Source organism: Hyphomicrobium sp. (assembly GCF_041674905.1).
Classification (GTDB): Bacteria; Pseudomonadota; Alphaproteobacteria; order Rhizobiales; family Hyphomicrobiaceae; genus Hyphomicrobium_B.
Window position 1 is genome coordinate 1 of record NZ_JBAYUV010000032.1, and the last position, 25,591, is coordinate 25,591.

At 61.8% G+C, this 25,591-nt stretch carries 22 protein-coding genes; 6 read left to right on the forward strand and 16 right to left on the reverse strand.

Features of this window, described 5'->3' with window-relative positions; genetic code table 11:
- The first annotated feature begins 26 nt into the window (after positions 1 to 26).
- From tsaE to trxA, 5 genes are all read left to right on the forward strand, one after another.
- Positions 27 to 1,568: a tRNA (adenosine(37)-N6)-threonylcarbamoyltransferase complex ATPase subunit type 1 TsaE gene (gene tsaE, locus WC026_RS12620; RefSeq protein ID WP_372711352.1), complete on the forward strand. Its 1,542-nt coding sequence runs from the start codon at positions 27 to 29 to the stop codon at positions 1,566 to 1,568.
- Positions 1,569 to 1,590: 22 nt separating this feature from the next.
- Complete coding sequence (locus WC026_RS12625) at positions 1,591 to 2,346, forward strand: nucleotidyltransferase family protein (RefSeq protein ID WP_372711354.1); 756 nt, start codon at positions 1,591 to 1,593, stop codon at positions 2,344 to 2,346.
- A complete protein-coding gene (gene addB / locus WC026_RS12630; protein ID WP_372711355.1) occupies positions 2,346 to 5,462 on the forward strand; it encodes a double-strand break repair protein AddB in 3,117 nt (1,038 codons plus the stop codon). Before WC026_RS12625 ends, addB begins: the two co-directional genes overlap by 1 nt.
- A complete protein-coding gene (gene addA, locus WC026_RS12635; RefSeq protein WP_372711357.1) occupies positions 5,459 to 9,049 on the forward strand; it encodes a double-strand break repair helicase AddA in 3,591 nt (1,196 codons plus the stop codon). Before addB ends, addA begins: the two co-directional genes overlap by 4 nt.
- A gap of 98 nt (positions 9,050 to 9,147) precedes the next feature.
- Entirely contained in the window at positions 9,148 to 9,480 is a 333-nt protein-coding gene (gene trxA / locus WC026_RS12640) for a thioredoxin (protein WP_013216267.1), read from the forward strand.
- A gap of 83 nt (positions 9,481 to 9,563) precedes the next feature.
- On the opposite strand, the gene WC026_RS12645 is transcribed toward trxA, so the two are convergent.
- The 16 genes from WC026_RS12645 to WC026_RS12720 form a co-directional block, all read right to left on the reverse strand.
- Positions 9,564 to 10,163, reverse strand: coding sequence for a cysteine hydrolase family protein (locus tag WC026_RS12645; RefSeq protein WP_372711359.1), 600 nt, complete (start codon positions 10,161 to 10,163; stop codon positions 9,564 to 9,566).
- 150 nt (positions 10,164 to 10,313) lie between these two features.
- Entirely contained in the window at positions 10,314 to 10,742 is a 429-nt protein-coding gene (locus WC026_RS12650) for a DUF779 domain-containing protein (protein WP_372711361.1), read from the reverse strand.
- A 73-nt stretch (positions 10,743 to 10,815) separates the two neighbouring features.
- Positions 10,816 to 11,190, reverse strand: a complete 375-nt coding sequence (locus WC026_RS12655) for a DUF779 domain-containing protein (protein WP_372711363.1) — start codon at positions 11,188 to 11,190, stop codon at positions 10,816 to 10,818.
- A 126-nt stretch (positions 11,191 to 11,316) separates the two neighbouring features.
- Positions 11,317 to 12,837 (reverse strand): aldehyde dehydrogenase, encoded by a 1,521-nt coding sequence (adh, locus tag WC026_RS12660; protein WP_372711365.1) that lies wholly within the window; start codon positions 12,835 to 12,837, stop codon positions 11,317 to 11,319.
- A gap of 217 nt (positions 12,838 to 13,054) precedes the next feature.
- On the reverse strand, positions 13,055 to 14,404 hold the full coding sequence (locus WC026_RS12665) for a folylpolyglutamate synthase/dihydrofolate synthase family protein (RefSeq protein WP_372711367.1): 1,350 nt from the start codon (positions 14,402 to 14,404) through the stop codon (positions 13,055 to 13,057).
- A gap of 35 nt (positions 14,405 to 14,439) precedes the next feature.
- Positions 14,440 to 15,522: an acetyl-CoA carboxylase, carboxyltransferase subunit beta gene (accD, locus tag WC026_RS12670; RefSeq protein WP_372711369.1), complete on the reverse strand. Its 1,083-nt coding sequence runs from the start codon at positions 15,520 to 15,522 to the stop codon at positions 14,440 to 14,442.
- A 178-nt stretch (positions 15,523 to 15,700) separates the two neighbouring features.
- Complete coding sequence (trpA, locus tag WC026_RS12675; protein ID WP_372711371.1) at positions 15,701 to 16,528, reverse strand: tryptophan synthase subunit alpha; 828 nt, start codon at positions 16,526 to 16,528, stop codon at positions 15,701 to 15,703.
- Positions 16,529 to 16,530: 2 nt separating this feature from the next.
- Complete coding sequence (gene trpB, locus WC026_RS12680; RefSeq protein ID WP_372711373.1) at positions 16,531 to 17,772, reverse strand: tryptophan synthase subunit beta; 1,242 nt, start codon at positions 17,770 to 17,772, stop codon at positions 16,531 to 16,533.
- 35 nt (positions 17,773 to 17,807) lie between these two features.
- Positions 17,808 to 18,458, reverse strand: coding sequence for a phosphoribosylanthranilate isomerase (locus WC026_RS12685; protein WP_372711375.1), 651 nt, complete (start codon positions 18,456 to 18,458; stop codon positions 17,808 to 17,810).
- 10 nt (positions 18,459 to 18,468) lie between these two features.
- Positions 18,469 to 18,705 carry a hypothetical protein gene (locus WC026_RS12690; RefSeq protein WP_372711377.1) on the reverse strand — a complete coding sequence of 79 codons (237 nt, stop codon included), beginning with the start codon at positions 18,703 to 18,705 and terminating at the stop codon, positions 18,469 to 18,471.
- 15 nt (positions 18,706 to 18,720) lie between these two features.
- Complete coding sequence (locus tag WC026_RS12695) at positions 18,721 to 19,071, reverse strand: hypothetical protein (RefSeq protein ID WP_372711379.1); 351 nt, start codon at positions 19,069 to 19,071, stop codon at positions 18,721 to 18,723.
- A 29-nt stretch (positions 19,072 to 19,100) separates the two neighbouring features.
- Entirely contained in the window at positions 19,101 to 19,400 is a 300-nt protein-coding gene (ihfB, locus tag WC026_RS12700) for an integration host factor subunit beta (protein ID WP_372711381.1), read from the reverse strand.
- 33 nt (positions 19,401 to 19,433) lie between these two features.
- Positions 19,434 to 20,399: a signal peptide peptidase SppA gene (sppA, locus tag WC026_RS12705; RefSeq protein WP_372711382.1), complete on the reverse strand. Its 966-nt coding sequence runs from the start codon at positions 20,397 to 20,399 to the stop codon at positions 19,434 to 19,436.
- A 190-nt stretch (positions 20,400 to 20,589) separates the two neighbouring features.
- Entirely contained in the window at positions 20,590 to 22,308 is a 1,719-nt protein-coding gene (rpsA, locus tag WC026_RS12710) for a 30S ribosomal protein S1 (RefSeq protein ID WP_372711383.1), read from the reverse strand.
- A 286-nt stretch (positions 22,309 to 22,594) separates the two neighbouring features.
- Positions 22,595 to 23,710 carry a hypothetical protein gene (locus tag WC026_RS12715; protein WP_372711384.1) on the reverse strand — a complete coding sequence of 372 codons (1,116 nt, stop codon included), beginning with the start codon at positions 23,708 to 23,710 and terminating at the stop codon, positions 22,595 to 22,597.
- Between the two features lie 190 nt (positions 23,711 to 23,900).
- Entirely contained in the window at positions 23,901 to 25,130 is a 1,230-nt protein-coding gene (locus tag WC026_RS12720; protein ID WP_372711385.1) for an MFS transporter, read from the reverse strand.
- 182 nt (positions 25,131 to 25,312) lie between these two features.
- On the opposite strand from WC026_RS12720, the gene WC026_RS12725 reads away from it, so the two are divergent.
- On the forward strand, positions 25,313 to 25,576 hold the full coding sequence (locus WC026_RS12725) for a hypothetical protein (RefSeq protein ID WP_372711386.1): 264 nt from the start codon (positions 25,313 to 25,315) through the stop codon (positions 25,574 to 25,576).
- The last annotated feature ends 15 nt before the right edge of the window (positions 25,577 to 25,591 follow it).

Genomic DNA, 25,591 nt, shown 5'->3' on the forward strand with positions numbered 1-25,591 from the left:
GGCGGGCAGCATAAGTTCAAGGTCCGATGAGTTCATTTCAGTTTCGCGATCTGTCCGAAAACGACGTCGTCCGTCTCGCCGACGAGATGGCTTTTTTTCTGCAATCCGGCGACACGCTTTGTCTCGAAGGTGACCTCGGCGCGGGCAAATCGACGTTCGCACGCGCCCTGATACGGGCGCTCGCGGGCGATCCCGCGCTCGACGTTCCGAGCCCGACCTTCACGTTGACGCAAAGCTACGAGACGCCACGCTTCGAGGTTGCGCATTTCGATCTTTACCGCCTGACCGATCCGGACGAGATCGACGAGCTTGGACTCGAAACGGCACTGAAGCGCGGCGTTGCCGTCATCGAATGGCCGTCGCGCGGCGGCAATCGCATCCCTCAAGATGGCGTCGCGCTGCTGCTCGAAGAAGGCGATAGCGAAATCCTGCGAACGGTTACGATAACGCCGGCGGCTTCGCTCGTCGAACGGCTGCAGCGCTTTGCTGCGATCCGCGCCTTCGTCGAAGCCTCGGGCTGGGGCGGGACGGAAACACGCCTCGTCTATCTGCAGGGTGATGCTTCGCCTCGCCGCTATGCGCGCCTCACCAAGGCGGACGGCGCTCGCGCGCTTCTGGTCGATTCACCACGGCGTCCCGATGGACCGCCGATCCACGATGGAAAGCCCTACAGCGCCATCGCGCATCTCGCCGAAGACGTCACGGCGTTCGTCGCCATCGCCAATGCGCTGCGCGAAGCCGGTGTTTCGACGCCGGAGATTCTCGCGGAAGATTTCGTTCAGGGCCTGCTGATCGTCGAGGATTTCGGCGACAAGGTTTTCGGTCCGGAGGTTCAACGTGGCGGCGATCAGAAAGCTCTGTGGCTACGCGCCACCGATGCATTGCTGGCGCTGCAGGCCGTTCCGCCCCCGCCACACATCCGGCTCTCGGACGGCACCGATTTCACGCTACCCGATGCCGACGAGGGCGTTCTCGAAATCGAGACGCAACTGCTGCTCGATTGGTACTGGCCAGCGCTGCATGGTGTTGCAGCGCCTCAGGCCGCACGTGATGAATTCACCGCCGAGTGGCGCCGTGCTTTCGAACGCGTCTTGCAGCAACGGCGGTCATGGCTTCTACGAGATTATCACTCACCAAATCTGATCGCGCTCGATGATCGCGCGCCGCCGCGCGACGTCGGCCTCATTGACTTCCAGGATGCGATGCAAGGACCTGCCGCCTACGACCTCGTGTCGTTGCTGCAGGACGCGCGAATCGACGTTCCCGAGGCCATAGAACGCGACCTGCTCGAGCATTACATTGCCGCTAAGGGCGAGCGCGACGCGGCATTCGATTCAGAGGAATTCCGTTTCGCCTACGCGGCTCTCGGTGCCCAGCGCAATACGAAAATCCTCGGTATTTTCGCGCGACTCGCGATGCGCGACGGGAAGCGGCAATACCTCGCCCATCTGCCAAGGATCTGGGGGTATCTCGAGCGCGACCTCAGACATGAGGGACTGCTGACACTTTCGGCATGGTATGACCGGAACCTGCCTCCGAAGCTGCGGGCGCAACCGCTGACGATTTAACCGAATTCCGGAGAACCCGCCGATGACCTCCACGAAGCGCCCGACCCGCGCCTTTGTGTTAGCCGCCGGAAAGGGCGAGAGGATGCGACCCCTGACTGAGACGCGACCGAAGCCTCTCGTCTCCGTCGCCGGAAGGCCGCTGATCGATCAGGTGCTCGACCGCTTGGCGGACGCGCACATCACGGAGGCGATCGTCAACGCCCATTATCTCGCCGATCAGATCGAAGACCATCTCCGTGATCGCAAGACTCCCAAGATCACCATTTCGGATGAACGCGGCGAATTGCTCGATACCGGAGGCGGCGTGGCGAAGGCGCTTCCAAAACTCGGCAATGCGCCATTCCTCATTCACAACTCCGACTCGATCTGGATCGAGGGCATGGGGTCCAATCTCGACCGGCTGATCGATACCTGGGACGATGCGGCGATGGACAGCCTGATGCTTGTCGCACCCATCGCAACAAGCATCGGTTACGACGGGGCCGGTGATTTCCAGATGGACACGACTGGGCGACTGGCACGGCAGACGGGTGCGCGCCTCGCACCGTTCGTCTTCGCGGGTGTCTCGATCGCCCATCCACGCCTCTTCGACACCGCGCCGAAGGGAGCATTCTCACTCAACACACTATGGAATGGCGCCATCGCGAAAAGACGTCTTTTCGGCGTGCGGCTCGAAGGAATCTGGATGCACGTCGGAACGCCGGACGCCATCGGCGAAGCTGAAAATGCCATCGCGAATTCCATGGCGGCCGGTTCCACACTTCCGGGAGAAGATTGATGGCCGCGAACATTTTCACGCTGCCACCCGGTGTGCCGTTCCTGAAAGCCGTCGCCCGCGCGATCCTGAACGGCGACCTGCCAGCAGCAAACGGCACCGCACCCGATCTCATCAAGCTGCCGAACATCACGCTGCTGCTGCCGACGCGGCGCGCCTCTCGCGCAGCGCGCGAGGCGTTTCTGTCGGTTGCCGACGCGTCCGCGATCATCATGCCGCGCATCCGGCCGATTTCCGAAGGCGACGACGATCGTTCGCTGATCTCAAGTCTCTCAGGCGATGGCCTTTCCGGCTTCGCCGCGCTCGATCAACCGCCCGCGATCGATCCGCTCGACCGGACGCTCGTCTTGATGCAGCTCATCAGTCATTGGCGCGCAACGACGGCGCAATCCGACGCCGACCGCAGTTCCGGCTCGACGCCATCTCAGGCTGCGCGCCTCGCGGCTGAGCTTGGCAAGCTCATGGATGACATCGAGCGCGAGAACGTCTCGCTTTCGGGCATTCAAAATCTGGTTCCGGAAACCTATGCCGAGCATTGGCAGAAGACCGTCGATTTCCTGAAGATCGTAACCGAGTTCTGGCCCGCGTATCTCGAAGCCAACGGCATGACGTCGCCGGAAGCACGGCGCAATGCGCTGATCCTCGCCGAAGCCGAGCGCATCTCGAAGCTAGAGCCGGACGAAATCGTCATCGTCGCCGGGATCACGGGATCTATTCCGGCGACCGTCGAATTGATGCGCGCGGTTGCTGCCCGCTCATCCGGCGCAATCGTGCTGCCCGCCCTCGATCACACGCTGGACGACGCAAGCTGGAGCGGCATCGTTCGCGACCATCCCGAGCATCCGCAATTCGGCTTGAAGAAACTATTGGACGCTCTCGGAGTCGAACGTGGCGCGGTCCTCACGCTACCGGGATTGGCGTCCGATGCCGCGGACCGAACGCGCGCGGCCTTCGTCAGCGAAGCCATGCGTCCTTCGTCGTCGACCGATCAATGGCATCGCTATGCGACGACCGCCGACAAAGACCAGCTCGGACGCGGGCTCGCCGGCATATCGCTGATCGAAGCGCCGTCGGCGCAGGACGAAGCCGAGACTGTCGCATTGATTTTGCGGGAAGCCATCGAAACGCCAGGGCAGACCGCGGCTCTCGTCTCTCCCGATCGCGTTCTGGCCCGGCGCGTCGCGATCCGGCTCGAAGCCTGGGGCATCCGCGTCGACGACAGTGCCGGACGGCCCTTCGCGAAAACCGTGCCTGGCGCATTTCTGGCGCTCGTCGTCGGCGCCATCGTCAGCGACTTCTCACCGGCGGAGACGATGGCCCTGCTGCGGCACCCATTGTGCCGGCTGAGGTTCACCCCCTTTGATATCCGGAAATTCGCGCGCGCGCTCGAAATCAGCGCCTTCCGCACCTCGTACCTCGGGCACGGGCTCGAAGGCGTTCGCGCCGCGTTCGAAACGGCCGAACGCGACCGCGCGGAAAAAAAGCGGATGCATTCCGCCGCGCGTCGGCTCTGGCCTGACGACTGCGACGGCGCGCGTGAGCTGATCACCCGATTAGCCGCCGCCTTCCAGCCGTTGTCTGATCTCTATGCCGCAAGCGGTGACCTACCGTTGTCGGCTTTTGCGCGTGCTCATGCCGAAGCGGCAGAAGCCCTCGCCACGCTGCCCGAGGACGACGCCTCATCGGACGCATCGGTCAATCCGCTTTGGCAGGGCGAAGCGGGAGAAACCGCGTCGCGCTTTTTCGCGAAGCTGTTGGACGATGCAACGCCGCCGGTCGAAATTCGCGCCGCCGACTACGCCGATCTCTATGCGATGCTGCTGGCGCGCGAGAACGTGCGCGAGCGGACGGCTGTTCATCCGCGCATCTCCATCTGGGGACCTTTCGAAGCGCGTCTGCAGCAACCGGATGTTCTGGTGCTCGGCTCGCTCAATGAAGGCACGTGGCCGGAAGCCGCGGAGCCTGGAGCCTGGCTCAACCGCCCGATGCGGCGCGATCTTGGATTGCCGTCTCCCGAAGAAGAAATCGGCCGGGCCGCGCACGATTTCACCTCGCTGCTCGGCGCGAAGACGATCTATCTCACGCGCGCCGAGAAAGTCGACGGCGTGCCGACGGTTCCGTCCCGCTGGCTGATGCGCATGCGCGCGTTACTCAAGGGCATGAATCTCGAAGCCGTTTTCGATGCCGATAAGCCGTGGCTCGCCTGGGCCCGCGCGCGCGACCATATCGCGGGCAAGCGCACGACCATCAAGCCACCGGAGCCGCGCCCGGCGCTCGCTCTCCGGCCGCGCCGGATGAGCGTCACCGACATCGAACGCTGGATCGCAAACCCTTACGCGACTTACGCGCGTCATATCCTGAAGCTGGAACCCCTGCCGCCGTTGGGCGCATCGCCGGACGCGAGCCTGCGCGGCGCACTCGTCCACGACGTCCTGTCGCGTTTTGCAAACGCGTTTCCCAATTGCCTGCCGGACAATCCGCTGGCGGAACTGGAAAAAATCGCATCCGATGTGCTCCATAGCTACACCGGAAACGCACGCATCGCCGCATTCTGGATGCCGCGCCTGAAGCGCTTTCTTTCATGGTTCGCGGAGGGCGAAGACAAACGGCGTGACGGCGTTCGCAACGTCATCGCCGAAATCTCCGGAAGCCTCGTGCTCGCGCCGACGCCGGAACCGTTCACGCTCACGGCGCGCGCCGACCGGATCGACGACACGGGTTCCGCCCTCGTCATCACCGATTACAAGACGGGCGCGATCCCGAAGCAGGAGTGGGTCGTGGATGGGCGCTCGCCGCAGCTGCCTCTCGAAGCCGCCATCGCGCTCGGCGACACCGGATTTCCCAATCTCGCGGGCCGCACGGTCGAGGCGCTTCGCTACATTCGCGCGTCGGGCGGCGAACCAGCGGGCGAGGAACGCGCGATCAAGTCCGACGATATCGCCGCGCTCGCGAACAAAGCCCGCACGGGACTCGAACGCCTGATCGCGGAATTCGACAATCCCGCGACGCCCTATCGTGCGCTCCGGCGTCCGAGCTATAGCTACGACTATGACGCCTACGCGCAGTTGGCGCGCGTCGCCGAATGGTCCGCCCATGTCGACGAGGAGGCGGCGCAATGAACCTCGAAACAAAACGTCTTTCGCTCGACGCATTGCGCCAGGAGACCGACCGGCAGCAGGGCAACGCCGCCGATCCGCTGGCCTCCGCGTGGGTCAAGGCCAATGCCGGAACCGGCAAGACGCACGTTCTGACATTGCGCGTCCTGCGCTTGCTGCTCGCTGGAACGTCGCCCGAAAAAATTCTCTGCCTCACCTATACGAAGGCCGCCGCCGCCGAGATGTCGCGCCGCGTTTTCGACCGCCTCGCGGGCTGGGTCACCACTGACGCCAAAGCGCTGAAAGAAGACATCGTCAAGGTGACAGGCGGCGACGTCTCAGTCGAGACCCTGCAATTGGCGCGGCGCCTTTTCGCCAACGCCATCGAGACACCTGGCGGCCTCAAGGTTCAGACGATTCACGCTTTCGCCGAGCGCTTGCTGCAGCGATTTCCGCTGGAGTCTGGTGTGCCGCCGGATTTCAAGATTCTCGATGATGCCGCCGCAAAAGATTTGAAGGCACGTGCCATCGAGCAGACGCTGCTGGACGCGACGTCAAACCCCGAGACGCCGCTTGGGCGCGCACTGGACATCATCGTGCGCTACGCGACCGATACGCAATTCGAGAAATTGATCAGCAACGCGGTGGAGGAGCGCCGCTGGCTGGACGTTGCAAAACAGCGCGAGTCCGGCGCTGGCGCGACGCTCGCAGACGTGACGGCGATCGAAACGCATCTGCGCGCGAGCTTGGGCGTTCGCGCGGCCATCGCCGTTCGCGACATTTATCAGGACTGTGCGTGCGTCCTCTCCGACGCCGACTTGCGTGAGCTTGCGGAGCACCTCGCGACGGGCAAGGCGAGTGATATTGGCCATGTGCCGACGCTGCAGACGGCTGCCGGTCTGACGGATGCGCAGCGCCGTTTCGAAGCGCTCTCCAATTATTTCCTGACGACAGAAGGCGAGCCGCGCAAATCGCTGATGACCAAGGCGCTGGCGTCGGCGAAGCCCGGCCTCAATGATCGCTGTCTCGTCGCGCAGCAGAGGCTCGTTGCGCTGGCGAACGAACTCAGGGCGCTGACGCTCGTCGAATCCTCGATGGCGCTCTATGCCTTTGCCGGCATCATCCTGCAACGCTACACCGAAGCACGCCGCAGCGCCGGGGCGCTCGACTTCGCCGATCTCATTTTGAAAACTAAATCGCTGCTCGAAGGCAAAGGCGGCCAGGCACAGTGGGTGCTCTATAAGCTTGACGGCGGTCTCGATCACGTCCTTGTCGATGAAGCGCAGGACACGAGCCCGGAGCAATGGGACATTGTCAAAGCTCTGGCGAACGAATTCTTCATTGGAGCTGCCACGCGCGATGGGTCACCGCGCACTGTGTTTGCCGTGGGCGATGAAAAGCAATCGATCTATTCCTTCCAGGGCGCCGATCCAAAAATGTTCGCGGATGCGGGCACCCGCTTCGCGGCGCTGGCACGCGATGCGGGACTTGTCTGGAAGCCAATCGAGCTGACCATGTCGTTTCGCACGGTGACGCCGGTTCTGGCCGCCGTCGACGCCGTGTTCGCAGACGCCGAGAAAACGCCGGGCTTAACGGCCGGAGGGCCGCCGCCGAAGCACAATGCCATTCGGCTCGGACAGGCCGGTCTCGTCGAGATCTGGCCGACGGAAAAATCCGATGAGCTTACCGCCGCCGATCCGTGGGCGCCGCTCACGGATACGAGCGAGCGATCACCCGCCAATCGTCTCGCGGAACACATCGCGGACACGATCAAAGGCTGGCTCGATAGCGGCGAGCACCTGGTGTCGCAAGGAAGACCAATTCGTGCCGGCGATATCCTGATCCTGGTGCGCAAACGCAATCCGTTCGCGGTGCCGATGGTCGCGGCCTTGAAGCGTCGCGGTATTGCGGTCGCGGGCTCGGACCGGATCGCGCTGACCGACCAGATCGCCGTGCAGGATTTGATGGCTCTCGGCGACTTCCTGATCCTGCCGGAAGACGATCTGGCGCTTGCCTGCGTCTTGAAAGGTCCGATTTTCGGTTTCGACGACAACGACCTGCTGGCCATCGCACCGGGTCGCAAAAGCAAAACGCTGTGGTCGGCGCTGCTCGACAACACGGACGTCAAATCCGAGTACAAGCTCGCCGCGGAAACGCTGAAGCGCTGGCGCGCCAAGGCCGACTTCACGCCGCCGTTCGAATTCTTCTCGAGCGTGCTCGATCGCGATGGAGCGCGCGAGAAGATGCTTTGCCGCCTCGGCCCGGAAGCCGCCGATGTGATCGACGAATTTCTCGATCTTGCGTTGAGCTACGACGACGGCACACCGCCATCGCTCACGCAATTTCTCGCCGAGCTGCGCGCCGTCGCGCCGGAAGTCAAACGCGACATGGACCACGGGCGCGATGAAGTGCGCGTCATGACGGTGCACGGCGCGAAAGGACTCGAAGCTCCGATCGTATTTCTCCCCGATACCTGCACGACGGCATCGGGCGATATCTCGGCGGCGAGCCTCGTCCGGCTGCCGCGCCTTCCGCGCCCTGACAACATCCCGGAACCGATTGTCTGGACCGTCAAACGAACATCGCGGATCGAGGCGGTGGTAGACGCGCGTCGCGCGCGTGAAGGCCGCGAGCATCAGGAGCGCAACCGCCTTCTCTACGTTGCGATGACGCGCGCCCGCGACCGTCTCTACATCGCAGGGTTCGAGGGCAAAAAAGGCCGCGCGGATTTCTGCTGGTATGACGCGATATCGGATGCGCTGCTGCCCATCGCGCAAGAGATCGAGGACGGCGGCAAAAAAATCTGGCGCATCGAAACGGGTCAAACCGCCGAACTTGAAAAGCCGCGCGAAGAGAAAACGCGACAACGCGAAAGCGAGGCAAGACCTGCCTTCGCGTCGAAGCCCGCACGGCCGGAGCCGAAGCTTTCCGTGCCGCTCGCGCCGTCGCGGCTCGAGCCCTATGCTCCGGACGCGGAAGGTGAGCCCATCATGCCGGTCAAAGCCGATGCCGCCGCGACGTACGATGCGCCGTCGCCGCTCGCCGGAAACAGCGAGCATCGCTTCCTGCGTGGAACGCTGACGCATGCGTTGTTGCAGCATCTGCCCGCCGTGGCGGCGAACGACCGCGAGACGATTGCGACCGCCTTTGTCGCCAAGCGCGGTGCGCCACTGTCCCAAAAAGCTCGCGCTGGCATCGTCCAGGAGACGCTGGCGATCCTCTCGTCGACAGACTTCGCGCCGCTGTTCGGGCCGAACAGCATGGCCGAGGTTCCGATTGCCGCCGTCATTCCGCGCCCGAAAGGCTCTGGGCCGGCGCTCGACCTCTCCGGCCAAATCGACCGGCTTGCGGTGACCGACGAGGAAGTTTTGATCGTCGACTACAAGACGAACCGGCCGCCACCCTCGGACGTGCGGTTTGTCGCGGCCGCCTACCTTTACCAGCTTGCGGCCTACCGGCTGGCTCTCGGGGAGATTTATCCGGGCCGCCGCGTCCGGGCCGCCCTGCTCTGGACGGATGGGCCGCGGCTTATGGAAGTCCCCGAGGATGTGCTCGATGGCTATCAGTCACGGCTTTGGGATCTTGACGTCCAGAGCCTTGACGCTCCTTGACGAAATACCTACCTGTGGGATCGGTTTTATGGCCACGCGCGTGCGCGACTAAGCGGGTCCGGCTCCCCCAACCCCCGGCCCGAAATGGAGAAAAATCAATGGCTAATGCAGTAACTGACGCAAGCTTCGACGACGAAGTCTTAAAGTCGAACGAGCCGGTCCTCGTCGACTTCCACGCCACGTGGTGCGGGCCCTGCAAGGCCATGGCTCCGGCGCTGGATCAGGTTGCCAAGGAGATGACTGGCAAGATCAAGGTCGTAAAAGTCGACGTCGACGAGAACCCGCGCGTCACCGGCACTTATGGCATCCGTGCCATGCCGACGCTGCTGATCTTCAAGGCGGGCAAGGTCGCGGCGCAGCATACCGGCGCCATCGTGCAGAAGAAGAAACTCGAAGACTGGATCAATTCCAGCGTCGCAGCGTCCGTATAAATCTGCACGCCGTTTCCCGAATAAGAAAGGCCCCGCGCATGGCGGGGCCTTTTTTATTGCGCGGGCTGCAAGCGTGCCGGTGCCTAATTCGCGATGTCGTCCGTGCTCGGCACGACGACCGCGAAGATGTCGTTCAGTGCCGTCAGGCTTGCTTCGTGCAGGTCCTTGGCTGACGTCACGCCGCCGGTCGGGCTCGGCAGCGATCGCGTGGCCGTCGCATTGCCGACGACCGTCGCGCGATAGCCGTGATTGAACGCCGCGCGTGCCGTTGAGTTGACGCAGACGTGCGTCATGAAACCGACGAACGCGACATCCTCCACGCCATAGCCTTTGAGAAGCTCGTCGAGGTTCGTTTTCTCAAACGAGTTCGGATAATTCTTGACGACGACGGGCTCGCCGTCGCGCGGCTTCACCGGGTCGGCGATGGCGCCGATGCGATCGTTGACGTCGTAGGGGGTGCCGGCGCCAGCGTCGTGCTGGATATGGATGACGGGCCGCCCTGCATCGCGATAGCGCGCAAGAAGCTTCTCGCATTGAGCGAGAGCCGGTTCGACGCCCTCAAGCTGCATGAGGCCTTCGCGATACGTATTCTGGCAATCGATCAGCACGAGCGCGGACTTGCCGACTGTCGTCGGCGTGTTGCCCATGCCCGTGATCTCGCGAAGGGTCTTTGATGCAGACATTCGATGCTTCCCTGATGTTGTGTTTTTGAGTTCAGCCCGCTAGCCGCTCCTAGAGCCTTTCCGCTTTTTGTTGAATCGCGGATCGGCTCTAGCTCTTTGTTGTATCGTGCTTCTTATCGGAAAACCGGTTCCCACTTTTCCGGAAGCACTCTAGCCCGGCGGATGCTCGACACCTGTCGGCGGCGGCCCGATTGCATCGAGCGCATCATTCTCGGCGTCGGTGAAGACACGCGACCGCGTCAGGAAGCGAACGCCTTCGGGCGACTCGACGGAAAATCCCGAGCCGCGACCTGGAACGACGTCGATGATCAGATGGGTGTGCTGCCAATATTCGAACTGTGACCGGCCCATGTAGAACGGCTGGCCGCCGATCTCGCCCATATAAACGTCCTGCGCGCCGACCTTGAATTCCCTGCGCGGGTAGCACATCGGCGAGCTGCCATCGCAGCAGCCGCCGGATTGATGGAAAAGCAACGGCCCGTGAAGCCCTTCGAGCTTCTTGATCAGGTTCTGCGACGGCTCAGTGCACGAGACGCGCGTTGTCGTCGTCGCGGGCCTTTCTGGTGTTACAACGGACATCTGTTTCCTCCGCCCATGTATCGTGTCGCGACCCTTCCGAAACGTAAAATCCGGTCCGCGGGATCGATCCACGTCACGTCTCTTCCCTCTTGATATGATCCGTGCAGGCGTTCTCTGCAACCGGCATCAGCACAAAGCGTTTTCCCGGCGCCGCTCTAATGGAAAATCCGATGGCAGGGCCGGCGGCGACATCGAGAACGTAGGCATCGGCGCGGCAGGCGATGCCGCCCTCTCGATCCTCCATCTCGTAGACCGGAACGCCTTCGACCTCGCCAAGCAGATGATCGCGCGCGCCGAGCCGCAACGTCTCGGCCGGAAGGCAGATCGGATATTGCCGGCCTCCGACCCGGCCGCCGCTGGTATGGAACATCAGCGGTCCATGCTCCGTCGTGGCGCGCCGCAAGGCAGCGGATGCCTCAGGAGTGGCTGAGATCTGCGCGGACGACATTCGATCCTCGCGTTCCGATGAGGTCGTCAGTTGACAGACGATGTCCAACGCCAGTCCTCAAAATGAAAGCGGGGCGCATTCGTTGACCGAACGCGCCCCGCCCAAAACTCTTACATTCAAAAAGTCTTAGAAGAAGCCGAGCGCCTTCGGGCTGTAGCTGACGAGCAGGTTCTTTGTTTGCTGATAGTGATCGAGCATCATCTTATGCGTTTCGCGGCCGATGCCCGACATCTTGTAGCCACCGAACGCAGCGTGCGCCGGATAGGCATGATAGCAGTTTGTCCAGACGCGGCCGGCCTGGATGGCGCGGCCCATGCGGTAGGCGCGGGTGCCGTTGCGCGTCCACGCGCCCGAGCCGAGGCCATAGAGCGTGTCGTTGGCGATGGCGAGAGCTTCCGCGTCATCCTCGAAGGTCGTGACCGCGAGCACCGGTCCGAAGATTTCTTCCTGGAACACGCGCATCTTGTTGTGGCCTTCGAGAACCGTCGGCTCGACGTAGTAGCCCGACGACAGCTCGCCGCCGAGGTCGGCACGCTTGCCGCCCGTCAGCACGCGAGCGCCCTCGCCCTTGCCGATCTCGACGTAGCTCAGAATTTTCTCGAGCTGATCGTTGGAAGCCTGGGCGCCGATCATCGTGGTGGCGTCCATCGGATGACCCTGCTTGATCTTCACGACGCGCTGCAGAGCCCGTTCCATGAATTTCTCATAGATCGAACGCTGGATCAGCGCCCGGCTCGGGCAGGTGCAGACTTCGCCCTGGTTCAAGGCAAACATCGTGAAGCCTTCGAGGCACTTGTCGAAGTATTCGTCATCCGCATCCATCACGTCCGCGAAGAAGATGTTCGGCGATTTACCGCCAAGCTCCAGCGTGCACGGGATGATGTTTTCGGACGCATACTGCATGATCAAGCGACCGGTCGTCGTCTCGCCGGTGAAGGCGATCTTGGCGATGCGCTTGTTCTGGGCGAGCGGCTTGCCCGCTTCGACGCCGAAGCCGTTGACGACGTTGATCACGCCTTCGGGAAGAATGTCGCCGATAATGTCCATCAGAACCATGATCGACATCGGCGTCTGCTCGGCGGGCTTCAGCACGACGCAGTTGCCAGCAGCAATCGCCGGCGCGAGCTTCCACACCGCCATCAACAGCGGAAAGTTCCACGGAATGATCTGGCCGACGACGCCGAGCGGTTCATGGAAATGATACGCGACCGTGTCGTTGTCGATTTCGGAAATCGAACCTTCCTGCGCCCGGAGACAGCCCGCGAAATAACGGAAATGATCGATCGCGAGCGGTACGTCCGCGTGCGTGGTCTCGCGGATCGGCTTGCCGTTGTCGATCGTCTCGACGAGAGCGAGAACGTCGAGGTTCTCTTCCATCCGGGTCGCGATCTTCGCCAGGACGCGTGCGCGCGCCGCGGGCGACGTGCTGCCCCAGGACTCGCGGACCTTATGAGCGGCGTCGAGAGCGAGTTCGATGTCTTCGGCCGTCGAGCGTGCGATTTCGCAAACGGGCTGGCCCGTGATCGGAGTGACGTTGGTGAAATACTGCCCACGAACCGGGGCGACCCACTTGCCTCCGATGAAGTTGTCGTAACGAGCCTTGATGACTTGCCGGCCTTTGAGTTTATCCATAGCAACGTGCTGCATCGCAGATCTCCTCCGATTAATTTGTGCTTTGGGGCAGCTTCTTGGGCGAAGTGATAACCCAGGCGCACCTCGTCAAGCCATAGCGCTGGTCTTGTTCATTAGTAGGGCGAGCCATGCGCGAACGCCAGCCGCAGTGTAGCGCGCTGAAAGTATCCGCGCCGCATCATTTGATAAAAAAATGCTGCGCTCAAGCGCGTAAGCGGTTCGCCATGCGACGCTAATGTGACTGTTGCTGGAGCGTGAGAACGTAGCCCGCAAGATAGAGCGAGCCGCAGATCAAGACCCGCTTCGGTCCCTTCGGCAGTGCAGCAATCGTCTGCAGCGCGTCGATCACGTTTTCGCGATCCGTCGCCTGCATACCGGCGACCCGCGCCGTCTCCGCGAGATTTTCCTGCGTATGCGGAGCCTCGGTCGCGCCGGGGATCGGCACGGTATAGATGGCGCGCACCAAGCCCCGGAATGGCGCGAGGAAACCCAGCGCATCCTTTTGACCCATCATACCGACGACGAGATAGACGGGCTTGGGCGATTTCTCATCGAGAGCGGCAAGCGTGTCGGCGATCACGTCTCCCGCCGCGGGATTGTGCCCGCCATCGAGCCAAAGCTCGGCTTCATCTCCTAGAATGTCCGGTAACGGGCCGGACGACAGCCGCTGCATCCGAGCTGGCCATTCGACCGTGCGGAGGCCGATTTCTATGGCGCTTTCGTCGAGCCTCAACGCCGGAATTCGTTCACCAAGGACAAGAGCCGCCGCGACCGCGGTTCCGGCGTTGCCAATCTGATGCCTGCCGACGAGCGCGGGAAGCGGCAAGTCGAGTAGACGCTCCTCGCGTTGGACGACCAGGCGGCCGGTCTGCTCGTAGGCATCGAAGTCGCGGCCGAAGACCGTCAACTCCGCGCCGATGGTGCGCGCGCGTGCTTCGATGACCGCCAGAACTTCGTTCGATTGCTGCGAGATGACACCGGCAACGCCGCCCTTCAGGATGCCGGCCTTTTCGGCCGCGATCTTGCTGATCGTCGGGCCAAGCTTCTCGGCGTGATCCATTGAGATCGGCGTGATGACCGTCAGCGCCGGATCGGGAATGACGTTCGTCGCATCGAGGCGGCCGCCAAGGCCGACTTCAAGCAACAAGATGTCGGCGGGCGTCTCGGAGAAGGCAAGAAATGCAGCCGCAGTCGTGATCTCGAACTGCGTGATGTCTTCGCCGTCGTTCACGGCCTGCACGCGCATCAGAACGTCAACGAGAGACTCTTCGTCGATCGCTCGTGCCGTGCCGTCGGGGCCAGCGAGCACGATGCGCTCATGGAAACGGACCAGATGCGGCGACGTATAGACGTGCACGCGCTTGCCGGCGGCCTCCATGAACGAGCGGAGGTACGCCGTGATCGAGCCCTTGCCGTTCGTGCCCGCGATATGGACGACGGGAGGCAGCTTCCGCTCGGGATGGCCGAGCTTGGCGAGCAGACGCTCGACACGGCCAAGCGATAAATCGATGAGCTTCGGATGAAGAAGCATCAAATCACCGAGCAGAGCGTCGCTCGACGGACGTGTCTTCGACGGGATCATGATGGCTGCCGTACGTCTGCTGATTGGTTGCCTGATCAGGCGCCGTGCGGCGCGTCCTTGACGTTCTGCTGTGGTGACGCCGGCTCGTCGCGCTTCTTGTCCGATTTGCCCGGCTCGAAGCGTTGGCTGTTCGGGACGACTTCCGGCTCAACCACGGCTCCGCTTTCGCGAGCCGCCGTCTCCACAACTTTGCTGTCGACCGGAGAGCCATTCATGTACGGCTTGCCGTTCATCTTGTGCGTGTCCTTGGCTTTCGCCACCTGCGCTCCGCCCATCAAAAGCTTGCAGACGCGCGACAGCGTTTCACGCAGCTGATGGCGATGCACGACCATGTCGACCATGCCGTGCGAAAGCAGATACTCGGCGCGCTGGAAACCATCGGGCAATTGCTCGCGGATCGTCTGCTGGATGACGCGGGGCCCCGCAAAACAGATGAGCGCGCCGGGCTCCGCGATATGGACGTCGCCAAGCATCGCATAAGAGGCGGTCACGCCGCCGGTCGTCGGATCGGTCAGAACGACAATGTAGGGCAGTCGCGCATCTTTCAGGCGCTCAACTGCGATCGTCGTGCGCGGCATCTGCATCAGAGACAGGATGCCTTCCTGCATGCGCGCACCGCCGGAGGCCGCGAAAAGAATGAAGGGCGTCTTGAGTTCGACCGCGCGCAGCATGCCGGTGATGAGCGCTTCGCCCGCCGCCATGCCGAGCGAACCGGCCATGAAGCGGAAGTCCTGCACGGCCGAGACGACCGGCTGGCCGTCAAGCTGACCCTCGCCGACGAGAACGGCATCATCGAGCTTCGTCGTCGCCTTGGCGTCCTTCAGACGGTCGGTATATTTTCGCCCGTCGCGAAACTTCAGCGGGTCCTGTTGCACGGCTGGAATGGCGACCGTGCGATAGTCACCGCCGTCGAACAGATGGCGCAGGCGCTGCTGCGAATCCATCCGCATATGATAGTTGGAACCGGGAACGACGAACTCGTTGGCCTCGAGGTCTTTATAAAAGACCATCTCTCCCGTCTCTGGGCACTTCACCCAAAGATTGTCCGGCACCTCACGCTTAGCTGTCGACAACAGCCCGCTGATCTTCGGGCGGACAACGTTGTTGATCCAATTCACTCGGGTAGGCTCCTCGTCGTCCACTGCAGCGGCGCGCCGCCTTCACGTGCGGGCACGGTGGGCAGGCTCTCGGCCGGGCAGCTTCAATTTAGCGCCACACGTCCGGCCTGCGCTAGGGCACTGCACAAAAATGGGGGCTCGGCGGTGGCCTTCCAATAGAGCTAATCGCCCCGGGGTGCTAGCCGCCGCGTAATGCTGAGCTTAACTCCTTCACCAGTTCCAGCACATCTTTGGTCGTCCCGGGGGTCGCTTCGCCCTTTGCCCCCAGGGATTTTTCTATTCTCGAGACAATGGCCGAGCCGACGACCACGCCATCGGCATTCTGGCCGAGCGCGCGGGCCTGATCACCCGATTTTACGCCAAATCCTACAACCACAGGCAGCGGCGTGGCACTTTTTATCGCGCCGACCTGTTTTTGAACGTCGTTTACAACCGGGGCGGCCGCGCCGGTAATGCCCGTGATCGAGACGTAATAGACAAAACCCGAAGTATTCTGGAGCACCGCAGGCAGGCGTGCCTTGTCCGTTGTAGGCGTGGCCAGACGGATGAAATTGAGGCCCGCGCGGAGAGCGGGGAGGCAAAGCTCGTCGTCAGCCTCAGGTGGCACGTCGACGACGATCAGCCCATCGACACCGGCGGCCTTGGCGTCGGCGATGAAGCGTTCGTTGCCGTAGACATAAATCGGGTTGTAGTAGCCCATAAGGACGATCGGTGTCGCGTCATCCACGGCACGGAAGTCGCGCACCATTTGCAGCGTCTTGACCATCGTCTGTCCAGCCTTCAGCGCCCGCTGCGATGAGGCTTGAATTGCCGGTCCGTCGGCCATCGGGTCGGAGAACGGCATGCCGAGTTCGATGACATCGGCGCCTGCATTCGCAAGACCGCCGAGGATCGCCTTGCTCGTTTCAATATCCGGATCGCCCGCAGTGACGAAGGTGATCAGTGCCGGGCGCTTTTCTTTCTTCAGCGCCGCGAAGCGCGCGTCGATGCGAGTGGGTGCGGTCATTTTCAGATCTTCATGCCGAGGTGTTTGGCGACGGTGAAAAGGTCTTTATCGCCGCGGCCCGAGACGTTCACCACGAGCAGATTGTCCTTCGGCAGCTTCGGTGCGAGCTTCATGACGTGCGCGAGCGCGTGGCTCGGCTCCAGCGCCGGAATGATGCCTTCGAGCCGCGTGCAGACCTGCAGCGCTTCAAGCGCTTCCTTGTCGGTCACCGCGACGTAGGTCACGCGGCCGATGTCCTTCAACCATGAATGCTCCGGTCCGACGCCGGGATAATCGAGCCCCGCCGAAATCGAATGGCCTTCGAGGATTTGGCCGTCGCTATCTTGCAAAAGATAGGTGCGGTTTCCGTGCAGGACACCGGGCGAGCCGCCATTCATCGACGCGGCGTGGCCGTTCTCGACGTTCAATCCGTGGCCGCCGGCTTCGACGCCGTAAATGGCGACGTCCTTGTCGTCGAGGAAGGGATGGAAAATTCCGATCGCATTCGAGCCGCCGCCGATGCACGCGACGATCGTATCCGGCAGCCGGCCTTCCGCTTCGATTATCTGAGCGCGGACTTCGTTGCCGATGATTGCCTGAAAATCGCGAACCATCGCCGGATAAGGATGCGGGCCTGCCGCAGTGCCGATCAGATAATAGGTGTCGCGAACGTTCGTTACCCAGTCGCGCAGGGCTTCGTTCATCGCGTCTTTGAGCGTGCCCGCGCCGGACGTTACCGGATTGAGCTTGGCGCCGAGCAATGCCATGCGCGCGACGTTCGGCGACTGGCGCTCGACGTCGGTCGCGCCCATGTAGATTTCGCACGGCATCCCGTACTTGGCGCAGACGGTCGCGACGGCGACACCGTGCTGGCCCGCGCCCGTCTCGGCGATGATGCGCGTCTTGCCCATGCGCCGCGCGAGCAGGATTTGCCCGAGGCAGTTGTTGATCTTGTGCGAACCCGTGTGGTTGAGTTCTTCGCGCTTGAAATAGATCTTCGCGCCGCCAAGCTCGGCGCTCATGCGTTCGGCATGATAGAGCGGGCTCGGACGGCCGCCGTAATGCTTGTTGAGAAAATCGATTTCGCGTTGAAACTCAGGATCGTTTTTCGCCGTGTCATAGGCGCGCTCGAGATCGAGAATCAGCGGCATTAAGGTTTCGGCGACGAAACGGCCGCCGAAGATACCGAAAAAGCCTTTGTCGTCCGGGCCGGTCGCGTAGCTGTTGAGCTTCGCTTCCCCAGCCTTCTTTTGCGTCGTCGCCATCGATCTATCCAAGCCGCGAACCGCGTTTGATCCTGTTAGCCCTGCTTAGCCGTCTTTGCGGCTTGAAGAAAGCGGCGGATCAACTCCACATCTTTGACTCCCGGCGACGTTTCAACACCCGAGGAAACATCGACTGCCTGTGGACGTGTTGCCCGCATGGCCTCCTCGACGTTGTCGGGTGTGAGGCCGCCCGACAGCATAAACGGAATTTCCCGAGAAATGGCCGCTAGAACGCTCCAATCGAATGTTCGCCCGTGCCCGCCTGGACGCGTCGCACCCGACGGCGCCTTGGCGTCGAAGAGGATCAGATCCGCGACCTTCGTATAGGTTCGCGCCGCCGACGCATCTTCCGACGTTCTGACCGGGACGGCCTTGATGATCTTGCGTCCGAACTTCGCCTTAGCATCGGCAACGCGTTCGGCCGTCTCGCTGCCGTGAAGCTGAAAGAAATCCGGAGCAATCGCGCTTGCGATCTCGTCGAGTGCGGCGTCGTCGGCATCAACCGTCAACGCAACGATCCTGGCTTTGCCGCGCGCCTCGTCCGCAAGGCTTCGCGCTGTCGCAATATCGAGGTGCCGGGGGCTCCGCGCGAAAAAAACAAAACCGACGTAATCGGCGCCCCCGTCGAGGGCGGCCGTCAACGCTTCGCGCGTCTTGATTCCGCAAATCTTGGCTTCTGCCGTCATATGCAAACCGTTAAGCCGGCGCGCCTGTCAGACGGCGCTTCTGCCAGCGTTTTAAAACGATGAATGTCCAAACGCCTTCCACTAGGCCAAACGGCCAAGCGCCCTGCAAGAAGCCGTAAACCGATCCCATCGCGCAGGCGATCGCGAAACCGAAAATGCACCAAGGGCTGTTCTCCTCGAAGGTATAGAACAGCAGCATCAGCGACACGGCGACGAGACCGAACAGTGTCAATGCATCGAAAGTCATTGAAGTCTCACCGCATCATCGGCTTGCGATGGCAAGGTCGGATCTCGTTGCGGGAGCGCTCGTCTCGCGCTCGCGCGTCAAGCGATCGGCTTCGGCTTGCCAGCGTTGCGCGCGCTGACCTTGCGCGCGGGCCGTCTGCCGCCAGCGGCTTTGCCCCATCCACGTTGCGACACCGCCGAGGATAACGCCGACGACGAGCGCGCCGAGCAGATAAGCGTAGAACGGCAACTGGATCGAAAGCGCCGGATTTTCCGGCACGAAGGGATCGAGGATCAGCGCAACCGGTTGCCGGTTTGAAACCGCGATCGCGATGAGAATGGCCCCGAGAGGGAACGCAACGAAGAGCGCCAATATACGCCTAAACACAATCCTACCTCGCTACCTTCGATGTCGTCTTACGCAGGCTGGTGGCCGTTGAGCGTATTCAGACGATCGCGAAGCTCCTTGCCGGTCTTGAAAAACGGCACGAACTTTTCAGCAACCGCCACAGTCGTGCCGGTGCGCGGATTGCGGCCCTGGCGCGACGCCCGATGCTTCACGGTGAAGGCGCCGAAGCCTCGCAGCTCGACACGATCTCCTCGCGACAGCGCATCGACGATCTCATCGAAGATCACGTTGATGATACGCTCCACATCGCGATGATAAAGATGCGGATTTGCAGTCGAAATTTTTTGAACGAGTTCTGATTTGATCACGTTTCGCTCCCCAGCAACAGCGATCATTTTTCCTTATTTTTCAGAAGGATGCCAAACCGAAAGAAGACCGTCAAGACCAAGCGTTGAAAACGAGCGCTCTTGACTGAGGAAATTTACAAGTTCCCCGGCGTTCGAACCCAATAAAAAGCCCGCTATGTGGGCCGACATCCCGGCGAATCCGTAGCTGTTCGGCGCCGACGGCTTCCAATCGACGAGCTTGGCGTTCTGGGGCACGTTTTTCTCGTCTTTCAGCCATTTGACGGCCTCGTCCTCGCCGCCGATCTGGTCGACGAGCTTCGCCTGCAGCGCCTCGCGGCCCGAGAAAATCCGGCCGTCCAGAAGGCCCGGAATGTCGGCCGCCTTGACGCCACGGCGGGTTTCCACAAGGCCGACGAACCACTTGAATCCGTCGTTGACCATGCCCTGCGCGACCTGCTTACCGCCTTCATCCAGCGGCTCGAACGGCGATGGCGATGCCTTGAGCGGTCCGCTCTTCACCTCGTTGACCTTGACGCCGACCTTGTCCAGGAGCTGCACGAATTCAGGCCACTGGACGATGACGCCAACGGAGCCGGTGATCGAGTTGCCGCGGGCCACGATATGATCGGTGGCAATACCGGCGATATAAGCCGCCGACGCCGCGACGGTGCCGAACTGGGCGACGATCGGTTTTTTTGCGCCAAGCGCGCGCAGGCCTTCATAAAGCGCCTCCCCGCCGGTCGTCGTGCCGCCGGGGCTGTTTACATACATGAGCACGCCAGAGACGCTGGCGTCGTCGGCGATATCCTTCAGCATTTTGAGCTGATCGCGGTCTTCCGAGATCGTGCCTTCAATGGTGATGCGCGCGATCTGCTTTTCACCAGCCAGCGTCGCGAGCTTGTCGCCACTGAGCGTCAGCGCGCCGATGGCAATCAGAACCGCGGCGAGCCCGGCAGCGCGCCAAAGCGAGACCGAGCGGCGAAGCCGGCGGCGATCCAGAACTGTTTCCGTCTCAAGCATGGGGGGAGTGCCTTTCCATCAACGGATGACGCCTCGTTTCGTGGCAAAGCTTTGACGAGGCGTTCTTAAGGGCGAAAGGTAGGCAAGGTTCAGGCCGCGGGCAACCAAGACGTCCATATGCCTCGCGGATAAAGTTAAGCGCGCGACAAAGATTGCCGCGCGCCTCTCTATTCAGTTGAAGACGCAACGATCACTCGCCGTCTTCGGCTCCCTCACGCTTCTTGATGGCGGCCTTGAAGATGTCGCCGAGCGAAGCGCCGGAATCCGACGATCCGTACTGCGCCACCGCCTGCTTCTCTTCGGCAAGCTCCAGCGCCTTGACCGAAACTGCGATGCGGCGTGCCGCCTTGTCGACCGAGATAACGCCCGCGTCGAGCTTGTCACCGACGTTGAAGCGCTCGGGGCGCTGCTCGGAGCGATCGCGCGAGAGGTCGCCGCGCTTGACGAACGACGTCAATTCGCTGTCGGCGATCTTCACTTCGATGCCGGCTTCGCTGACCGAGGTCACCGTGCAGGTTACGGCGTCGCCCTTCTTGTACTTCGCCATGGCATCGGCCGGGTCGCCCGCAAGCTGCTTGATGCCGAGCGAGATGCGCTCCTTCGCGCCGTCGACGTCGAGCACGATGGCTTTGACGTTGTCACCCTTCTTGTAGTCCTTGATGACTTCGTCGCCCGCCTTCTGCCAGTCGAGGTCGGAGAGGTGGACCATGCCGTCGATGCCGTTGTCGAGGCCGATGAACAGACCGAACTCGGTGATGTTGCGGATCGGACCTTCGACGATCGAGCCCTTCGGATGCGAGGTCAGGAAGCCATCCCACGGATTTTCCTGCGTCTGCTTGAGACCAAGCGAGATGCGGCGCTTCTGCGGATCGACCTCGAGAACCTGAACCTCGACCTGCTGGCTCGTCGAAACGATCTTGCCAGGGTGCGTGTTCTTCTTCGTCCAGCTCATTTCCGAGACGTGGATCAGACCTTCGACGCCCGGCTCCAACTCGACGAACGCGCCGTAGTCGGCGATGTTCGTGACCGTGCCCTTGACCCGTGCACCGACCGGATACTTCGCCTCGATCGACGACCACGGATCCGACTGAAGCTGCTTCATGCCGAGCGAGATACGCTGCGTTTCCGGGTTGATGCGGATGATCTGCACCTTCACCGTATCGCCGACGTTCAGGATCTCGGACGGATGATTGACGCGACGCCATGCCATGTCGGTGACATGCAGCAGGCCGTCGATGCCGCCGAGATCGATGAACGCACCGTAGTCGGTGATGTTCTTGACGAGGCCGTCGATGATCTGGCCCTCGGCGAGACGCGCGACGATCTCCGTGCGCTGTTCGGCACGGCTCTCTTCCAGCACCGAACGGCGCGAGACGACGATGTTGCCGCGACGGCGATCCATCTTCAGGATCTGGAACGGCTGCTGCTGATGCATCAGCGGTCCGATATCGCGCACGGGGCGGATATCAACCTGCGAACCGGGAAGGAACGCAACCGCGCCGTCGAGGTCGACGGTAAAGCCGCCCTTGACCTTATTGAAGATGACGCCCGTAACCTTCTCGCCCTTTTCATAAAAACGTTCGAGGCGCGTCCAGCTTTCTTCGCGGCGAGCCTTGTCGCGCGACAGCACAGCCTCACCGAGCGCATTTTCGACGCGCTCCAGGTAGACTTCGACGGTATCGCCGACCTTGAGATCGCCCGGCTTGCCGCCGACCCCGAATTCCTTCATCGCCACGCGGCCTTCCATCTTCAGGCCGACGTCGATGATTGCCATGTCTTTTTCGATGCCGACGATCTTGCCCTTAACGACGGAACCTTCGAACAGGTCGTCCTTGGCAAGGCTCTCGGCGAGCAGCGCGGCAAAATCCTCGCGCGACGGGTTCATCTCTCGTGATACTTCAGCGGACATTCGGTCTCCTTGTTGAATGGAACTGCCTGCTCGCACAGGCGCGAATTGTGGTTTGAACGCCAATAAGCAGACCCGCGCGAGCGCGATGCCTGTTCGAAGGGCGCGGATGTCGGATGTGTGATGCCGCCGTGATGGGCCTCAGCCCTGCCGGTCAAAATTCAGGCCTGCTATACAGGACCCAACCGGCTGATCTTCCTCATGACCAATCCGACGGCGACGTCGAATGCGCGAGGATATAGCGAAGGTGGTAGCCGCACGCAAGGGGCATCGACGGGTTGAGGCGGCGTCAGCGCCCCCCAGAAATCGTGCTCTGTCGGCGGTTTACACCTTGAGGTGTAGGCGTCGGTGCTGGCCGATAAACTGGGGCCGATCGTGGCCGTGCGGCGTTGGCGGCTCCTATACCGGCAGCAACTCCGCCCAGAATGTCAGCAAAGGCGTTAGCCGCGTTGCCGCCTGACCCGCCTCCCGAAGGTGTCTCGGCCCCCGCCATCAGCGTATGGGACGCCGACCCACCGCATATATGACAGCAGTTCGTGCAGCCCTTGCGGCCGCCATAGCCTGCCCCCCACCAGGAATCGGGATTGCCGCGTCGCCACGCTCCGTAACAGATCTTCTCACCTTTCCGGCAGTTGAGCCGGTAGGTGTGCGCGCCGCTGTCGTTCAGCAAGTAGATCTGCGAGCCACCAGGCCAAACCCGGTTGCGGTAGGTGTCGGAAAAAAACGACAGCTCAACTGCATATTTGTCGAGATTTTTGACATCGAATACGAGCACCGTGCTTTGCCGTTCGCGCTCCGCGGCAAGACGCTGTCGTTCCTCCCTCTCCCTCCGCTGCCGTTCGAGCGTCTCCGCTTCAGCAGTGGCGCTGTAGGAAGAGCCATCGTTATCCGATGATGGGCCTGGCGCCGGGACTGGCGTTTCGCTGCTGGCTGTTTTTTCCCCGCGCGGGGTTGAAATGCAACGATAGCGCTCTTCATCTTTCCGGTATCCGAGCGGCTGAAAATCGCCCACAAGAACATTCGTTTCCATACCTTCGACGGCGCGACGCACCAGTTCATACGCGCGGGACGTTGCCGCCTTTTTGGCGGCATCTTCGGTGTCGCCACGACCGCAAGCGATTCCTATGAATTTTAGGCGGTCGCCCGTGCCCCAGTATTTTTCCAAAAATCTCCCAGTCGCACTTTTCTTGAACGTATCCGCGTTGAGATACCCGCTGACGTCGCCAGTTTCGATCTTCTTGCAGGAATACTGGTAGCGGCCTTTATCGTCGCCGTCGCATTCGCGCGTTTTGAAGTCGTAGGTCGCAAATCTTTCGAAGCGCTTGAGATCGTCGTCGGTCTCTTCGCAAAGACCGGCTGCCGGAGCCAGACAGGCCGCAATCACGGCTGCGATCATGCGCTTCATGGCTACCCCCAATGGTCCGTCGCCCCGGCCGCTGCTTAACCGGCAAGGGCGTTTGGCTCGAAGGGGTGATTAGGCATTAATCAGAGAGGGGCGAAACAGATGTATCCCCTATATTCATTGGACGGATTAATGGAACGTGGTTCACTCAACGGGAGTTGCAAAAGTCACCCACTGGCACGCCACTTCTCACTCATTCCAGCCGTTCGACGTCGCGGAGGGACGAAAATAGCCGCATCCACAGCAGCGCGACGAGAATCGTCCCGATGCCGCCGAGCACGGCGGCAGGCATCGCTCCAAACAGCGCCGCCGCCATCCCGCTCTCGAATTCCCCGAGCTGGTTCGAGGCGTTGATAAAGAGATAGTTCACCGCGCCCACGCGTCCGCGCATGGCATCGGGAGTCGCGAGCTGGACCAGGGAGATGCGGATCACGACGCTGATCGTATCCGCTGCTCCGGCTATGCCCAGTGCGGCAAGCGACAACAGAACGGACCGCGACAGTGCAAAAACCACCGTCGCCGCACCGAAGACGATGACCGCCTGAAACATCCGCATTCCGATCCGACGCGTGATCGAATGATGTGCAATGTAGGCCGTCATCATCAAGGCGCCGATAGCGGGCGCGGCACGCAGCACGCCGAGCCCCCACGGTCCGGTATGGAGAATGTCGCGCGCGTAAATCGGCAGCAATGCGGTCGCGCCGCCGAGTAGCACCGCGAACAGATCGAGCGAGATGGTGCCGAGGATCGCCGGATTGCTGCGAACGAACGCCACGCCCGCGAACAGCGACTTCCATGTCGGCGGCTCTTTATCGGCCGCGAGCACGCGCACGCGAATGGCTCCGCTCATGAGCGCGGCGGCCGACCAAAACGCCGCCATCATGGCGAAGGGGAGCGCCGGCGAAATCGCGTATGCAAATCCTCCGACCGCCGGGCCGCTGATCATCGCCACCTGGAACGCGCCCGTCGAAAGGGCCGTCGCTCGCTGCAGCATGCCTTCCGGCGCAACGTTCGGCAAAAGCGCTGCTTCCGCCGGGCTTTCGAACGCCGCAGCCACGCCAAGGACGGCGACGGACGCAAAAATCTGATGCACCGTCAACCAGCCACGCGCCGTCCCCCATGCCAGGAAGGCCGCCGTCACGCCTTCGACCAGCTGGCACAACCGCACGACGTGCTGACGCTTGAAGCGATCGGCCGCATGTCCGGCGATAAAGACGAGCACAGCCATCGGCAAAAACTGCACGAGCCCGATCATGCCAAGATCGAAGGCGCTACCCGTCAATGCATAGACATGCCAGCCGAGCGCCACGACCGCGACTTGCGTCGAAAATTCGCTGAACGTGCGAGCGCCGAGAAAAAGAGAGAAGGGACGGTGCGCAAGAAGTCTCGCGGGCGTCGGCTCGATGAGCAGTGGCGATGTCATCGGTGTTCCATAAACTTTGTCACGCGCGAACCTTCAGACTTTCCTTGCATAAAACTCATCGCCGTCATTTCACAAAGTAATTTGGCAATGCATCTGAATCACTGCAGAGTGGTTCCGTATCGAGGGGAACCACGGTCGCCGAGCCGGCGTTAAGGGCCATGTATCATTCCAGGGAGACGGATATGCAGAAAGTCGCGGTTTTCGCGGCGTTCACGCTTTTGCTTTCAACGGGCTCAGCGTTCGCGGTCAGCAAAGTGGTGAGAGACGCTTGCAGCGCTGACTATGTTGCGTTTTGCAGCAATTTCAAAGTCGGCACACCTGCTCTCAAGTCGTGCATGCGCGAGCATCGCCATAAGCTCGCCGCGGAATGCATCAAAGCACTGGGCAAATCCAGTGAGGTCACCGCTGAGGATGTCGCTCAGTACAAACGAGAGAACGGAAAATAACGAAGAGGCGCCCTT

Coding starts and splice junctions, on each gene's coding strand:
- WC026_RS12665 (WP_372711367.1), bottom strand. CDS start 14,404: ATGATCCCGTCGAAGACACGTCCGTCGAGCGACGCTCTGCTCGGTGAT.
- addA (WP_372711357.1), top strand. CDS start 5,459: ATGAACCTCGAAACAAAACGTCTTTCGCTCGACGCATTGCGCCAGGAG.
- WC026_RS12625 (WP_372711354.1), top strand. CDS start 1,591: ATGACCTCCACGAAGCGCCCGACCCGCGCCTTTGTGTTAGCCGCCGGA.
- sppA (WP_372711382.1), bottom strand. CDS start 20,399: ATGCTTGAGACGGAAACAGTTCTGGATCGCCGCCGGCTTCGCCGCTCG.
- trpA (WP_372711371.1), bottom strand. CDS start 16,528: ATGACCGCACCCACTCGCATCGACGCGCGCTTCGCGGCGCTGAAGAAA.
- WC026_RS12650 (WP_372711361.1), bottom strand. CDS start 10,742: ATGTCCGTTGTAACACCAGAAAGGCCCGCGACGACGACAACGCGCGTC.
- WC026_RS12685 (WP_372711375.1), bottom strand. CDS start 18,458: ATGACGGCAGAAGCCAAGATTTGCGGAATCAAGACGCGCGAAGCGTTG.
- rpsA (WP_372711383.1), bottom strand. CDS start 22,308: ATGTCCGCTGAAGTATCACGAGAGATGAACCCGTCGCGCGAGGATTTT.
- WC026_RS12645 (WP_372711359.1), bottom strand. CDS start 10,163: ATGTCTGCATCAAAGACCCTTCGCGAGATCACGGGCATGGGCAACACG.
- trxA (WP_013216267.1), top strand. CDS start 9,148: ATGGCTAATGCAGTAACTGACGCAAGCTTCGACGACGAAGTCTTAAAG.
- WC026_RS12715 (WP_372711384.1), bottom strand. CDS start 23,710: ATGAAGCGCATGATCGCAGCCGTGATTGCGGCCTGTCTGGCTCCGGCA.
- trpB (WP_372711373.1), bottom strand. CDS start 17,772: ATGGCGACGACGCAAAAGAAGGCTGGGGAAGCGAAGCTCAACAGCTAC.
- WC026_RS12690 (WP_372711377.1), bottom strand. CDS start 18,705: ATGACTTTCGATGCATTGACACTGTTCGGTCTCGTCGCCGTGTCGCTG.
- tsaE (WP_372711352.1), top strand. CDS start 27: ATGAGTTCATTTCAGTTTCGCGATCTGTCCGAAAACGACGTCGTCCGT.
- WC026_RS12725 (WP_372711386.1), top strand. CDS start 25,313: ATGCAGAAAGTCGCGGTTTTCGCGGCGTTCACGCTTTTGCTTTCAACG.
- adh (WP_372711365.1), bottom strand. CDS start 12,837: ATGCAGCACGTTGCTATGGATAAACTCAAAGGCCGGCAAGTCATCAAG.
- addB (WP_372711355.1), top strand. CDS start 2,346: ATGGCCGCGAACATTTTCACGCTGCCACCCGGTGTGCCGTTCCTGAAA.
- WC026_RS12655 (WP_372711363.1), bottom strand. CDS start 11,190: ATGTCGTCCGCGCAGATCTCAGCCACTCCTGAGGCATCCGCTGCCTTG.
- WC026_RS12720 (WP_372711385.1), bottom strand. CDS start 25,130: ATGACATCGCCACTGCTCATCGAGCCGACGCCCGCGAGACTTCTTGCG.